Consider the following 14,521-nt stretch of genomic DNA (forward strand, 5'->3'; position numbering starts at 1 on the left):
ATCATGGCTTTAAAACGTAAAAACCTGGCTCGCCAGGCGGGCTTTACATTGCTCGAATTAATGGTGGTCATTGTTATTCTCGGCGTACTGGCGAGTATGGTGGTGCCAAATTTAATGGGCAATAAGGAAAAAGCCGATACGCAAAAAGCAACCAGCGATATTGTCGCGCTCGAAGGCTCGCTGGATATGTACAAGCTGGATAACCACCGCTACCCGACCACAGAGCAGGGTTTGCAGGCGCTGGTGACCAAACCTGAAATCGCGCCAATCCCGAACGGCTACCGCACGGACGGCTATATCCGTCGCCTGCCGCAGGACCCCTGGGGCAATGATTATCTTCTGGTGAGCCCGGGTGAACACGGCGCGGTGGACGTCTTCTCAGCCGGTCCGGACGGCGAAGCCAATACCGCCGATGACATTACCAACTGGTCTCTGGATAAGAAAGAGAAATAATGAAAAATCAACGCGGCTTTACGTTGCTGGAAATTATTCTGGCGCTGGTGATATTTGCCAGCTGCGCCATGATGGTGGTGTCCACCATTCCTTCGCGCAGCGGCGCGGATATATTTGGCCAGCAATTAAAAGCGCTCGTTGATTATGGTTCAGACCGTGCGGTGATGGACGGAAATATTGTCGGGCTGGTGATCGCCACCGATAAATATCAGCTGGTGACGATCGCCGATAAAAATGGCGAGCGGCACTGGATGCCATTATCTGCCGGACGCATTAACACCAAAGGTGATTTTCCGGAAGAGATGCATGTGTCGCTTTCGCCGCAGCGTCTGGCCGCGACGGTGACCTCCGAGCCGCAGGTGATCTTTTTACCGGACGGTGAAATCAGCCGCTTTACGCTGACGCTGCAAAGTTACGACAAACAGCACCATTTCCGCGTGGTGTCGCAGGGCGCGGCGCCGGTATCGGTAGAAAACGATGGCTAACGGCAACAAAAAGCAAAAGGGGATGACGCTGCTGGAGGTGATGGTCGCTCTGGTGATTTTCTCCACCGCCGCGCTGGCACTGATGAACTCGGTCTCCCTGAACGTGCGTTTTACCCATGGCCTGGCCGATACCTTGCAGGCCAGTTGGGTGGCGGAAAACCAGCTGGCGGAGGCACAGCTCACCAGAACTGACTTCCCGGATGCTGAACAGCAGGGGACGGAAATCATGGGCGGGCGCAGCTGGAACTGGCGTAAGCAGCGGGTGAAAACCGCCGACAACGTCTGGGCGAATACCCTACGCGTATATGCGGAAAGCGATGAGAGCCAGCCGGTTATCTCCCTGCGCATCATTCCGCCGGGAGAGAGCAAGTGAAGAAAACGCGACGCCAGCGCGGATTTACCCTGCTGGAGATCATGATTGCGCTGACTATCTTCGCGGTGATCAGCACCCTGGCCTGGCAAATTCTGGACGGCGCGATGCGTACCAGCTCGGCCACCGATGCCAGCGCCGCAAAGCTCAACCAGCTTCAGCGCGCCTGGAGTCTGATGGAGCGTGATTTTTTCCAGCTTCAGGCGCGCGCCCCGCGTAATGAGCCGGAGCTGTTTCGTCAGGAGGGCGATGCTCTTGAACTGACCACCCTGAATGGCGTGAGCGGAACGGTCCAGCTGGAGCGCGTGCGCTGGCGGCTGGAAGAGGGGCGTTTGTATCGCGACGTCTGGCCGGTCATTGACGCTCCGGCGGACGTTAAGCCTGACGAGGTGCCGATTGTCAGCGGCGTAAAATCATTGCAGTGGCGGTTTTATCGTCAGGGCTGGCTGACCGCCTGGCACGACGCCGCCCATCTGCCGGACGGCGTGGAGGTTACGTTGACGATGGAAAGCGGGGATACCTGGCGCTGGGTGTTCACTACACCGGGTGATATGCCGGAGGTGGCCGCTGCCGCGGCGCCAGCGCCTTCGCCGGAGACCAGACCATGAAACGGATCCGTCAACAACAGGGCGTCGCCCTGCTGGTGGTGCTGATTTTGCTGGTGATGATGTCGGCGCTGGCTGCCAAAATCAGCCAGCAGTTCTGCCGTAATTTGCAGAAAACGCATTATCAGGTAAGCCAGCAGCAGCTGCGCTGGGCGATGCAGACCCAGGAAAAAGTGGTGAAGGACCGGTTACAGACCGACGCCAGCGGCGAGAGCAAGCCACTGGCCCTGGACGGCGACTGGCATCAGCCGCTGGAGACGCAGGGTGAGGACTATACGGTCGTGAGCCAGGTGGAAGATGCGCAGGACTGCTTTAACGTCAATAACCTGTTGACCGCTGACATCGCACCCCAGGGGCAAAGCGCTCCCGGGGTGGCGGAAAAATCGCGTAAAGCGCGGATTGTTGAACAACTCCTGACGGAAAGCGGCCTCAGCCCGGGCACGGCGGAGGCGGTCTATTTCCAGCTGGTGGATTATCTCGATGGTGACAGCACCACGGCGAAGGAGGGGGCCGAAAGCGATGCGTGGGCTGGCGTCGTGCCCGCGCGGCAACCGGCAAATCAGATGATGCGCAGCATCGCGGAAATCAAACTGCTGCCGGCGTTCCCTGTTACGGCGTATCCGAAGGTGAGCAAGCTGTTATGCGCGCTGCCGGATGCTGCCAGCAAGGTCGATGTCAACACCCTGCAACCGGAACAGGCCGCCGTGCTGGCGGCCATGTTCCCCGGAAAACTGACGCGGGATGACGCCGTTCGCCTGCTGGATGCGCGTCCGGAATCGGGCTGGGAAAATATGGAAGCGTTCAGCAAAGCGCTGGAGCAGGCCTTCCCGCAGTTAAAAGACGATCTCCCGCAGGTGGCGGATCAATTTTCTATAAACAGCCGGTACTTCCGCGTGAATTACACCGGCAATACCGATGAATTAACGCTTCGCGTGGTCAGCCAGCTTCAGGTGAATAACGAAGCCGGTGAGATCGTGACGTGGCAGCGTCGTTACCGAATGATTGAATAAGCAAAGTAGAACGTTATGAAACAGGTACTTTTTGTTCGTCCCGACAGCCGCGAGGGCGGAAAAATAATGTGGTGTGAGTCCGGCAGCGAGCGCGTCGAGGTGGTCGACAGCCTGGAGATGCTGGCCGAACACCCCCTGGCTACGCGCGTTTGTCTCCTGTTGCCCGCCAGCGACATGATTTTCCGCCATTTTACGCTGCCGAAAAAGGTGGCTTCTCAGGCGATGGCCTTCTCGTGGATGGCGGAAGAGACGCTGATTGGCGACGTGGACAACCTCCACTGGACGGTACTCCACAAAAAAGGGGCCGACGTCGACGCCGTGGCCATTGACGCCGACCGCCTGCGCGCGGCATTAACCCGCTGTCAGGAGGCCGGATTAAACGTGATTCAGGCCCTGCCTGATGCCTGGCTGCTACCCGTGACGACAGGGGGCAGCACGCTGGTCGCACAGGATGATAGCTACTGGCTGCGTTTATCGCCCCATGTGGCAGGTGAAATGGAGGCAACCCTGTTGCCGCTGTTAATGCAGAAAGCCGGGGTCGGGGAAGTATGGTGTTACGGCGATGCGCCTGCGAAGGTGCACGTTGACGTGCAGCATGCCTGGCAGCATCCGCTGGCACTGATTCAGCCGCAGTGGCAAACCTGCCGCGTTAACCTGCTTCACGGTGAATTCAGCCTTAAGGCCGGTCATGGGCGGGCGGCGAAAAGTATGAAAGCCGCGATGGTGGCGGTGGGTGTGCTGTCTGTTGCTCTGCTGCTGGGGCCACGCATTGCAATGGCCTGGATGCTGGTGCAGCAGGAAAATCGGGTGCAGGAGGAGATCGTCCAGGTTTATCAGCACCATTTCCCCAGCATGCGCCAGCAGACCAATATCAAATATCACTTTGGTCAAAGCCTGAAAAAACAGAGCAAGGGATTCTTTCTTCAGCTTGATGAGCTGGAGAACGCCCGGCAGTCAGTCCCTGCGATGGAGATCGAGCTGCTGGAATACGATGCGCAGCAAAACACCCTGACGCTGAGCGTCAGCGCGCAAAACCAGCCCGCGTTGCAGGCGTTTGTTAACCAGACCAGTGAGAATTTTGATTTTACCTTACAGCCTGTTTCAACAACCGAACCGTATACCGCCATGATCGCAGGGAAACATAAATGAAAGAGCGAATCGCGCAGCTGAAGTCACGCTATCAGAATTACAGCACCCGGGAAAAAATTATTTTAAAAATATGTGCCGTTGCCATTGTGGGGGCAGTGGTGTATTACACGGGAGTGATCCCCCTGGATAATATGATTCAAAATAGTAAGTCGACGCTTAAAAGACAAAAAGAAACCCTTAACTGGATGCGCAGTGAAATTGATAAAAATCATCTTCAGGTCCAGATAGTCAAAACGAATAATCCGCGTACGGTGGTCGAGAACAGCGCCCATGAAATTAACCTTTCACTGACGGATATGCGCCAGGAGGGGCAAACTTTATCGTTCGTGTTGAATCGGGTGAATGTGTATGAATTAAGAAGCTGGCTGCGTGAAATTAATCAGACCTCCGGCGTGAGACTGCAAAAAATAAACCTCACGCCGGTGGACCACCTCAGCGACGTGAAAGCGCAGGTGCAGCTCACCTGGTCAAAAAACGCATGAATACCTTTTCGCTGATGCGGGACGCCTTTCCGGTAGGGTTCCCGATAATGAGTGCGATCCTGGGCGGCATTGTGGGCAGTTTTCTTGGCGTTGTCGCCGAACGCGTACCGGGGATGGTGATGGATGAGGAGGGGAGTGGCAATCTGCTCTTTCCGGCCTCGAACTGTCCGGTGTGCCAGCACGCACTTGCCGCGTGGGAAAACATCCCGCTGCTCAGCTGGCTGTTATTACGGGGACGCTGCCACCAGTGCGGCAGCGCGATCCCGCTGCGACTCTTTCTGGTCGAACTGATCTCCGCCTTGTTTTTTGGCATCACGGCCTGGTGCATGCCGGACGTTCAGGCGCTGTTCTCTTTGTGGTTACTGGCGGCTTTTTTACTGCCGCTGGCCATGATCGACTGGCAGCATCAGCTGCTTCCGGACTGCCTGACCCAGCCGCTGCTGTGGGCGGGGTTAGTGCTCCATGCGTTTGACCACACGTTGCCGCTACGCGATGCGCTGTTCGGCGCGGTGGCGGGCTATCTGTCGCTCTGGCTGCTCTACTGGGCTTTTCGTCTGATCACGGGACGAGAAGGTCTGGGTTACGGGGATTTTAAGCTACTGGCGGCGCTGGGCGCCTGGTGCGGCTGGCAGGTGTTGCCCTCCATTGAACTGGCGGCAGCGTTAAGCGGTATTGTCGGTTATTTCGCCGTAAATAATTTAAATAAAAATAACCTCACTATTTCTTTTGGTCCTTATCTCGCCTTTGCTGGAATAGTGGTGTTTATGAGCCAGCAATTTGCTTTCACATTTTAAATATACAGGTCAAGATTTTTTATAAATCTTTTTGATGGAGGAAGGGAAGGACGACCCTTTACGCTCAGTGTATCGTAAGAGATATAAGCTACACGGAATTTCAGCTTGTATCTTTTAATGGAGGAATACAACGCAGCAACAATTTTTTGTTCACGGCACTCACGTTGGTTAAATACGCATTACGCGAAACGCATCCATGATCTCACGGAAGACATGGGTTATTACGTTACGAATAAATTTATCAGGAAATAAAAATGAAATTTATGAAGCCAAAATATCTGGCGCTCTTTATTGCGGCGGCAACCAGCTCCGCATTTGCAGCAGCGCCAGGTGCACCGACGATCGGCTATGGCAATGACAAATTTGCCCTGGTGGAAGTGGATCAGGCTGCCCAGGATTATAACAATCTTGTCAAAGTGCATAACGATGGCGTGGATGTAAAAGTTGAGTGGAACGTCTGGAGTGGTGATGCGCCAACTTCAGCGAAAGTTCTGCTGGACGGACAAACCGTATGGACCGGCGCAGCCGGCGCGACGGGCTCTGCAACGTTTAAAGTGAAAAAGGCGGGCGTTATCAGGAACAGGTTGAAGTCTGTAACGCCAGCGGCTGTGCGAAAAGCGCCAGCAAGCTGATTATTGTGGCAGACACCGACGGTAGCCACCTGCTGCCGCTGAATACGTCTCTCAAAGAGAATAACAAAGCGTTTGCGAAGCATACCGATAAAGTGGTTGCGGCCTACTTCCCGGAGTGGGGCGTTTATGACCGTAACTTCCCGGTTGATAAGATCCCTGCGGCAAACCTCAACCACATTCTTTACGGCTTCATTCCAATCTGTGGCGGTGACGGCATCAACGACGGCCTGAAAACCATTGAAGGCGGCAACAGCTTCCGCGTGCTCCAGAACGACTGTAAGGGCCGACCTGACTATACCGTGGCGATCCACGACCCATGGGCTGCGCTGCAAAAACCACAGGCTGGCGTCTCCGGCTGGGACGACCCGTATAAAGGTAACTTTGGCCAGCTGATGGCGCTGAAAAAAGCGCATCCGGACCTGAAAGTGCTGCCATCTATCGGCGGCTGGACGCTCTCCGATCCCTTCTTCCACATGGGTGACCCGGCTATCCGCGCACGCTTTGTCTCTTCTGTGAAAGAGTTCCTCCAGACCTGGAAATTCTTTGACGGCGTGGATATCGACTGGGAATTCCCTGGCGGCGGCGGTGTGAGCGAAAATCTGGGTAACCCGCAGCAGGATAAAGCAACCTATACCGCGCTGATGCACGACCTGCGCACCATGCTGAACGAGCTCTCTGCACAGACGGGCCGTACCTATGAACTGACCAGCGCCATCGGTGCAGGCCGCGATAAGATCGAAGACGTGGATTACACTGCCGCTCAGCAGTACCTCGACCACATCTTCCTGATGAGCTATGACTTCTACGGCGGCTGGAGCAACACCGTTCTCGGCCACCAGGCGGCGCTGCGCGCGCCAGCATGGCGTCCGGACACTGACTACACCACTGAAAATGGCGTTAACGCGCTGCTTTCCCAGGGCGTACAACCAGGCAAGATCGTGGTGGGTGCGGGAATGTATGGCCGCGGCTGGACCGGCGTGCATGGCTACACCGGTAACAATCCATTCACCGGCACCGCTACAGGTATGGTGAAAGGGACCTGGGAACCCGGCGTGGTTGACTATCGTCAGATCGTTAACGAATACAAAGGCAAACCAGGCTGGGAATACGGCTACGACGCTGATGCGGAAGCCCCTTACGTCTTCAACAAAACTACCGGCGACCTGATCACGTATGAAGATGCGCGTTCAACCACGGCGAAAGGTAAGTATGTTCTGGCGAATAAACTGGGTGGCCTGTTCGCATGGTCTATCGACTCTGACACCGGTGACATCCTGAACGCGATGAACGAAAGCCTGCTGGGCGGCGACGCTACGCCGGTTGATCCGGTGGTCACCAACCACGCGCCAATCGCGTCCTCTGCCGACCAGAACGTGTCTGGCCCGGTAACCGTCACGCTCGATGGCTCTGCTTCAAGCGATCCTGATGGCGATGCGATTACCTACAAATGGACTCAGGTCTCTGGTCCGTCGGTCACCATCACCAACAGCACCAAAGCGAAAGCGACCTTTAACGTTGCCGCCGCGACGTCCGACCAGACCATGGTGTTCCGCCTGACGGTGACCGATGCAAAAGGCCTGAGCAACGCGATTGATATCCAGGTGGTGAACAAGGCGCCGAAAGCTAACCAGGCACCGGTTTTAAACCCAATGGAAGCGATCACGCTTGAATCAGGTGAAACCTATGCGCTGCATGCCCAGGCCGCGGATCCAGACGGAGATGCGTTGACCTACGCCTGGAGTGTACCAGCAGATATGCACGCTACCGGGTCTGACTCCGCGAACGTGAACATCACTGCGCCGGAAGTGAGCTCGACGTCTACCTACACCCTGAGCGTGGTGGTGAGCGACGGTAAGACCAGCGTGCAGTCTAACGTCCAGGTCACCGTGAATCCGAAAGCGGCGCCTGCACCAGTGCCAGATGACGAAGACACTAACCCGGCGGATGACGTTACCCCTCCGGCTGATGATGTGACTCCACCGTCTGACAAAGGGAGCTGCGATGCACCTGTGGATGCTAACGCCAGCAAATATGCGGCGTGGGAATCCAGCAAAATCTACAACGGTGGCGATACCGTAAGCTTCGACCATCTGGTGTGGAAAGCGAAGTACTGGACTCAGGGCAATCAGCCTGGCTTCGGTGTGGATGCATGGGAGCTGGTAAGCAACGTGAAGATGAACTGGCGTTCTGACCTGGTCTACAACGGCGGCGACACCACCACCTATGAAGGAAACGTTTACCGTGCGAAATGGTGGACCCGTGGTGATAATCCAGCCAACAGCGACGTATGGGTAAAAGAAGGCGCATCAACAGACTGCAAATAATCTAACCCATTAATGACTCCCCCTTTTAGAGGGGGAGTGATTCAAAATTCATTTTACAGGATGTTGGTAAGGAGAAATAACCGAAACTGTCAGCAGGTAAAAATGAAAAAGTTGATTTTGTTGTTATTGATAATAAGCCAAAGCGCTCTGGCAAACTGTTGGAATAAAGCGGCGCATTATTATCATGTCGACCCTTATTTACTGTACGCGATAGCGAATGTGGAATCCGGAATGAACCCGTATGCGGTTGGGCAAAACCGCGATGGCACGCGGGATGTCGGGCTGATGCAAATCAACAGTTCGCATTTTACCGCGCTGGAAAGCAGAGGAATCGACGAATACCGGTTAATCACGGAGCCATGTACTTCGATCATGGTCGGGGCTTCTATCCTCGCCGGGATGATCAGGGTGTATGGCTATAACTGGGAAGCCGTTGGCGCGTATAACGCCGGACTGAAAAAAGAAAATTATCCGCAGAGGATGAAATATGCCCATAAGGTCTGGGCCAAATATCAGCAACTCAAATTAGCAGCACGTTATTAACGTTTTTTATTTTTGAAGAATTCCTGAAGGTGTTCTTCGAAAAGTGAAAACAGCTGAATGTGGTTTATGTATTAACGGAGTAATACCTAAGCCGGGATTTTAACATTTAATTTTAAACGAACAGGAAAACTGAAATGAACAAAAGGACGTTACTGAGTGTACTCATTGCGGGAGCCTGCGTGGCGCCACTCATGGCTCAGGCTGCTAACCTGAAGGAGACCAGCAGTGAGCCGTACACCATCAAAGCCAGCGATCTGGCGAAGAAAGAGAAGGAACTGACGGACTTCCCGCTGATGGCTTCGGTTAAAGAGACCATCCAGACGCTGGATAACGCGCAGGTTGAATTGATTGAGCCAGGCCGGGCGGCGAACCCGGACAACGTTAAGCGCGTTGAAGGGATTGTGAAAGCCAGCGACTGGGAATATCTCTTCCCGCTGCGCGCGCAGGCCTATACCTACAGCAACTTCCTGAAAGCCGTGGGTAAATTCCCGGCGCTGTGTAAGACCTACAATGACGGTCGTGACAGCGACGCCATCTGCCGCAAAGAGCTGGCCACCATGTTTGCCCACTTTGCCCAGGAGACCGGCGGCCACGAAAGCTGGCGTCCGGAAGCCGAATGGCGTCAGGCGCTGGTCCACGTACGTGAAATGGGCTGGAGCGAAGGGCAGAAGGGCGGTTATAACGGCGAATGTAACCCGGACGTCTGGCAGGGGCAGACCTGGCCTTGCGGTAAAGATAAAGACGGCGATTTCCTGAGCTACTTCGGTCGTGGTGCGAAACAGTTGTCCTACAATTACAACTACGGTCCATTCTCTGAAGCGATGTACGGCGACGTGCGTACGCTGCTCGACAAACCTGAGCTGGTGGCGGACACCTGGCTGAACCTGGCGAGTGCGATCTTCTTCTTCGCCTATCCGCAGCCGCCAAAACCAAGCATGTTGCAGGTGATCGACGGTACATGGCAGCCGAACGATCACGATAAAGCCAACGGTCTGGTTCCGGGCTTTGGTGTGACCACCCAGATCATCAACGGCGGCGTTGAGTGCGGCGGCCCGACTGAAATTGCGCAGTCTCAAAACCGTATCAAGTATTACAAAGAGTTCGCGAACTACCTGAAAGTGCCTGTTCCGGCGAACGAAGTGATGGGTTGCGCTAACATGAAGCAGTTCGACGAAGGTGGCGCAGGCGCCCTGAAGATTTACTGGGAACAGGACTGGGGATGGAGCGCGGATACTCCGGACGGCAAAACCTACTCTTGCCAGCTGGTGGGTTACCAGACCCCGTTCAGCGCATTTAAAGACGGTGACTACAGCAAGTGCGTGCAGCACTTCTTTAACGTGAAAATTGTTAACGACGAGGGTTCTTCCGAGACCCCGGACGAAACGCCGGTCACGCCAACACCGACGCCATCCGACGATGAAACGCCGGCACCAACCCCAACGCCGGATGAAACGCCGGTTGTGGTGAACCACGCGCCGGTTGCGCAGATTGCCGGTCCGATCGGTGCAGTGGAAGCGGGTGCGCAGGTTTCTCTGAGCGCGGAAGGCTCTACCGATCCAGATGGCAACAAGCTGACCTATACCTGGCGTTCCCAGGATGGTCAGACTGTTTCCGGTCAGGACAAAGCGGTTGTGACCTTCACCGCGCCAGAATCTGCGACGGCGCAGCAGTATGAAGTGAGCCTGACCGTCAGCGATGGCGAGCTGAGCAGCACCACGTCTTACCTGCTGAACGTGAAAGCGAAAGCGGCAACGCCATCCGGAGAAGATACGTCTTACCCGGCATGGAGCGCGAACAGCAAGTACAACGCCGGTGATATCGTGAACAACCACGGTAAACTGTTCCAGTGTAAACCGTTCCCGTACAGCGGCTGGTGTAACAACTCTCCAACGTACTATGAACCAGGCGCAGGTCTGGCATGGGCTGAAGCCTGGACGGCGTTATAAACAGCAAACGGCAACCCCCAGGGTTGCCGTTTTAGTGTCTGCACCCTCTCCCTGTGGGAGAGGGCCGGGGTGAGGGCATCAGTCCGCACTCTCTGTTTTTTGCCGGGTGGCGCTGCGCTTACCCGGCCTACATGAGGCTGGAACGCTTACCGGTGCAACTTCCCGTGATCCCGTAACCACGCCGCCGTACGCACTATCCCTTCATCCAGCGAGACAATCGGTTTATACCCCAGCTCGTTCTCCGCCCGCGAAATATCCAGCGTAAAATCAAAGTTGAGCTTCGACACACCGTAATGCGTCAGCGCAGGCTCTTTCGCCGATTTACTGCCAAAGCGCTCCATGCTGCGGGCAATCATGTCCAGCATCGGGTAGGGAACGGAACGGATCCGGCAGTCGATCTTTAACTCGTCAATCAGCCTTTGCACAATGCTGCGCAGGGTACAGGGCTCGCCGTTGGTGATGTTATAAGCGCGCCCCGACACCAGCTTATCGCATTCCGGCTGGCTCGCCAGCCACATGGCGTGAACGGCATTTTCGTAATAGGTCATGTCCACCAGCGCATCGCCGCCGCGCGGTAACAGCACGCTGCCGTAGTGGTGCATCATCTGGGCCAGTCGCGGGATAAAGACTTTGTCGTGCGGCCCAAACAGGCTCTGCGGACGCAGCACGGTAAAGCGGGTGTGCGGGTTTGACTGGGCCAGCAGGTCGATCACCTCTTCGCCCGCCGCTTTACTGCGGGCAAACTCACAGGCGAAGCGCGCCGGGCGGAAATCTTCCTGAATATCACGATGGTGGTGATAGTCGAAATAGAGCGACGGGGAGGAGATATGAATAAAGTTACGCACGCCCCAGGCGACGGCCCATTCGCCCAGACGACGCGTGGCGCGCACGTTAGCGAGATCAAAGGCTTCCTGGGTACCCCACGGAGAGGTAAAACTGGAGCAGTGCCACAGCGTATCGATACCGGCGAGCATCACCTTGGCCTGAGAGGAGACCAGCTCCGTCAGATCGGCATGGACAAATTCAGCGCCCATTTTTTGCAGGAGCTTACCCATCGCCTCATTGCGACCGGTGGCCCTCACGCTGATGCCTTTGTTGCGCAGAAACTCGACCGCATTTCGGCCTAAGCCGCTGGTCGCCCCGGTAACCAGTACCTTCATAACAATCCACTGTGTTGAAAAGAATTTCGTGCGCATTCTTTCGTGAATTACGATGTGTTGCAATGGGAAAGGTGAAAGAAAAAGCGTTTTATTTAGTTACCTTCCTGCTTTTGTTCTGCCAGTTGCGCTATCCGTTTCGCCATTCCGCGAAAGATAAACAGGTGTGCCGGGATCATCAGCAACCAGTAAAACAGACCCGGCATTCCGTGCGGATGCCACCATGCCCGAACGTCCAGTTCACGATGGTCGCCGTTGTCCTTCAGGGTGAAGCAGAGCCGCCCCAGCCCCGGCGCCTTCATGCCAAACAGCAGCGCCAGCTGTTTTTCCGGCTCAACGATAATCACCTTCCAGCTGTCGACGGTATCGCCCACCTTCAGCCAGGGATGGGCAGGGCGGCCTTTTGCCAGCCGGTGACCGACCAGCAGATCCAGCGCGCCGCGCGTTTGCCAGAGAATATTGCCGAAGAAATAGCGCTCTTTGCCGCCGATCTGGTTCACCACTTCCCACAGCGCTGCCAGGCTGGCAGAGGTTTTTACCGTGCAGCCCGCCTGTTTCGGATAATAGCCGTACTCGGGCCGCCAGCGGGCAAACGCCTGCGCGTCGTAGCCCCAGTCGCTGGAGTTCACCAGCTTCTCTTCCTCTTTCAGCGTATTGCGCACCGCGTCGTCAAAGCGGATCAATTCCTGAGGGATTAAGGCGCGCAGCGCGCGATCGTCCGCCAGCAGATCGTGCTTCAGCCCCTGGATCAGCGCTTTGGCGGTCGTCGGCGGCACGGAGGTGATCACATTCAAAAACCACACCGATATCCAGCGGGTCGGGAAGGGGATGGGGATCAGCCAGCGGCGGCGGCCGCTCACCCGCATAAAATGTTCGAACTGCGCCTGATAGCTCAGCACTTCCGGGCCTGCCGCCTCCAGCACGCGATGCTGCTCCGCCGGGTGATCCAGCAATGCCACCAGATAGTGGAGTAAATTCTCCAGCGCAATGGGCGTGGTGCGCGAGCGTACCCAGCGCGGCGGCGTCAGCACCGGCAGGTTGTAGACCATATCGCGCATCACTTCGAACGCGGCGGAACCCGCGCCGACGATGATCCCCGCCCGCAGTTCGGTGACGGGGATATGGGCGCTTCGCAGCGTTTCTGCCGTCAGCTGCCGGGCGCGCAGATGGTCTGACTGCTCGTGCTCAGGCGCCTGGAGCGAGCTTAAAAAAATCACCTGCTTCACCGGCGTTTGCCGCAGCGCATCACGAACGTTCATCGCCACCTGACGCTCGTGGGCGATAAAATCGCCGCCTTCGCCCATGCTGTGGACAAGGTAGTAAAGCGTATCGACCCCTTCCAGCAGCGCAGGAAGCGCTTTCGGCCAGTTAAGGTCAACGTTGTGACACGTCACGCCAGGCAAATGTAGCTTTTGCAGGCGTTCCGTGTTGCGTGCCGCTGCCAGCACCTGGTGCCCCTGCTGGCTTAACGCAGTGGTCAGATGCTGACCGATATACCCGCTGGCGCCAAGCACCAGAATACGTTGCGGCACGGTATGCTCCTTAACGCTGTAAAAACGCCTGCCAGTGTTTCACCACCTCGGTCAACTGCTCGCGGTTAACGTCAAGGTGCATCACCAGCCGCACGACCGGGGAGGCGTTAATCAGCACGCCACGGGCTTTCATAAAGTCGCCCAGCGCGGCAGCATGCTCATCGCCGACGCGGACAAACAGCATGTTGGTGTCGTGACGTATGACATCAGCGCCGATTTCACGCAGCTGCGCTGCCATCCACGCCGCATTGTCGTGATCGTCTTTCAGGCGTGACACGTTATTTTTCAGGGCGTACAGTCCGGCTGCCGCCAGAATACCCGCCTGACGCATCCCGCCGCCGGTCATTTTGCGCCAGCGGTTGGCGCGCCTGATGTAGTCCGCGTTGCCAACCAGCAGGGAACCTACCGGCGTACCCAGCCCTTTAGAGAGGCAAATGGTGAACGAGTCGCAATATTGGGTGATCTCTTTCAGCTCGCAGCCGTACTCCACCACGGCGTTGAAGATACGTGCGCCATCAACGTGCAGGCCGAGCTTACGCTCGCGGGTAAAGTCCCATGCCGCTTTCAGGTATTCGCGCGGCAGGACTTTACCGTTATGGGTGTTTTCGAGGCTCAGCAGTTTAGTGCGGGCGAAGTGAATATCATCGGCTTTGATTTTCGCCGCGACTTTGTCCAGCGGCAGCGTACCGTCCGGTGCGGCATCGATCGGCTGCGGCTGGATGCTGCCAAGCACCGCCGCACCGCCGGCTTCGTACAGGTAGTTATGCGCCCCCTGGCCGACGATATACTCCTCGCCGCGCTCGCAGTGGCTGAGCAGCGCCACCAGGTTAGCCTGCGTGCCGGTGGGCAGGAACAGGGCAGCCTCTTTACCGCTCAGCTCTGCCGCATAGCGCTGGAGTTCGTTGACCGTCGGGTCATCGCCGTAGACGTCGTCCCCGACCGGGGCGGCCATCATCTCTTCGAGCATGGCGCGGCCCGGACGGGTAACGGTATCACTACGTAAATCAATCATTTCACATCCCTTTAATTTAAGAGGTCT

The 14,521-nt window shown here is 56.4% G+C and carries 13 protein-coding genes and 1 pseudogene; 11 read left to right on the forward strand and 3 right to left on the reverse strand.

Features of this window, described 5'->3' with window-relative positions; genetic code table 11:
* Positions 1–3 precede the first annotated feature (3 nt).
* The 11 genes and pseudogenes from gspG (at position 4) to O1721_RS11515 (ending at position 10,793) form a co-directional block, all read left to right on the forward strand.
* A complete protein-coding gene (gene gspG / locus O1721_RS11465; protein WP_003858352.1) occupies positions 4–453 on the forward strand; it encodes a type II secretion system major pseudopilin GspG in 450 nt (149 codons plus the stop codon).
* Complete coding sequence (gene gspH / locus O1721_RS11470; RefSeq protein WP_032647849.1) at positions 453–938, forward strand: type II secretion system minor pseudopilin GspH; 486 nt, start codon at positions 453–455, stop codon at positions 936–938. Before gspG ends, gspH begins: the two co-directional genes overlap by 1 nt.
* On the forward strand, positions 931–1,311 hold the full coding sequence (gene gspI / locus O1721_RS11475; protein WP_015571001.1) for a type II secretion system minor pseudopilin GspI: 381 nt from the start codon (positions 931–933) through the stop codon (positions 1,309–1,311). The genes gspH and gspI overlap by 8 nt, the downstream gene beginning before the upstream one ends.
* Positions 1,308–1,916, forward strand: a complete 609-nt coding sequence (gspJ, locus tag O1721_RS11480) for a type II secretion system minor pseudopilin GspJ (protein ID WP_017384860.1) — start codon at positions 1,308–1,310, stop codon at positions 1,914–1,916. Before gspI ends, gspJ begins: the two co-directional genes overlap by 4 nt.
* Complete coding sequence (gspK, locus tag O1721_RS11485; protein WP_017384859.1) at positions 1,913–2,923, forward strand: type II secretion system minor pseudopilin GspK; 1,011 nt, start codon at positions 1,913–1,915, stop codon at positions 2,921–2,923. The genes gspJ and gspK overlap by 4 nt, the downstream gene beginning before the upstream one ends.
* A 15-nt stretch (positions 2,924–2,938) precedes the next feature.
* Positions 2,939–4,072 (forward strand): type II secretion system protein GspL, encoded by a 1,134-nt coding sequence (gspL, locus tag O1721_RS11490; RefSeq protein ID WP_032647854.1) that lies wholly within the window; start codon positions 2,939–2,941, stop codon positions 4,070–4,072.
* Complete coding sequence (gene gspM, locus O1721_RS11495; protein ID WP_017384857.1) at positions 4,069–4,554, forward strand: type II secretion system protein GspM; 486 nt, start codon at positions 4,069–4,071, stop codon at positions 4,552–4,554. Before gspL ends, gspM begins: the two co-directional genes overlap by 4 nt.
* Complete coding sequence (locus tag O1721_RS11500) at positions 4,551–5,348, forward strand: prepilin peptidase (protein WP_023303380.1); 798 nt, start codon at positions 4,551–4,553, stop codon at positions 5,346–5,348. Before gspM ends, O1721_RS11500 begins: the two co-directional genes overlap by 4 nt.
* 254 nt (positions 5,349–5,602) lie before the next feature.
* Positions 5,603–8,304 (forward strand): annotated as a pseudogene (locus tag O1721_RS11505) (glycosyl hydrolase family 18 protein).
* Positions 8,305–8,406: 102 nt separating this feature from the next.
* On the forward strand, positions 8,407–8,847 hold the full coding sequence (gene iagB, locus O1721_RS11510; protein WP_017384854.1) for a type III secretion system invasion protein IagB: 441 nt from the start codon (positions 8,407–8,409) through the stop codon (positions 8,845–8,847).
* A 134-nt stretch (positions 8,848–8,981) separates the two neighbouring features.
* Positions 8,982–10,793 (forward strand): glycoside hydrolase family 19 protein, encoded by a 1,812-nt coding sequence (locus O1721_RS11515; RefSeq protein WP_032647858.1) that lies wholly within the window; start codon positions 8,982–8,984, stop codon positions 10,791–10,793.
* A 146-nt stretch (positions 10,794–10,939) separates the two neighbouring features.
* Here the strand turns inward: O1721_RS11515 and O1721_RS11520 are convergent, their stop codons facing one another.
* The 3 genes from O1721_RS11520 to ltaE all read right to left on the reverse strand — a co-directional run bounded on the left by O1721_RS11520 (position 10,940) and on the right by ltaE (position 14,494).
* The gene (locus tag O1721_RS11520; RefSeq protein WP_017384852.1) at positions 10,940–11,953 is read right to left on the reverse strand and encodes an NAD-dependent epimerase/dehydratase family protein; all 1,014 of its coding nucleotides are present in this window, start codon (positions 11,951–11,953) and stop codon (positions 10,940–10,942) included.
* A gap of 92 nt (positions 11,954–12,045) precedes the next feature.
* The gene (locus O1721_RS11525) at positions 12,046–13,482 is read right to left on the reverse strand and encodes an SDR family oxidoreductase (RefSeq protein WP_032647861.1); all 1,437 of its coding nucleotides are present in this window, start codon (positions 13,480–13,482) and stop codon (positions 12,046–12,048) included.
* 10 nt (positions 13,483–13,492) lie between these two features.
* Positions 13,493–14,494 carry a low-specificity L-threonine aldolase gene (gene ltaE, locus O1721_RS11530; protein ID WP_032647863.1) on the reverse strand — a complete coding sequence of 334 codons (1,002 nt, stop codon included), beginning with the start codon at positions 14,492–14,494 and terminating at the stop codon, positions 13,493–13,495.
* Between the last annotated feature and the right edge of the window lie 27 nt (positions 14,495–14,521).

Source organism: Enterobacter cloacae complex sp. HYC033_NIDB, assembly GCF_056673335.1.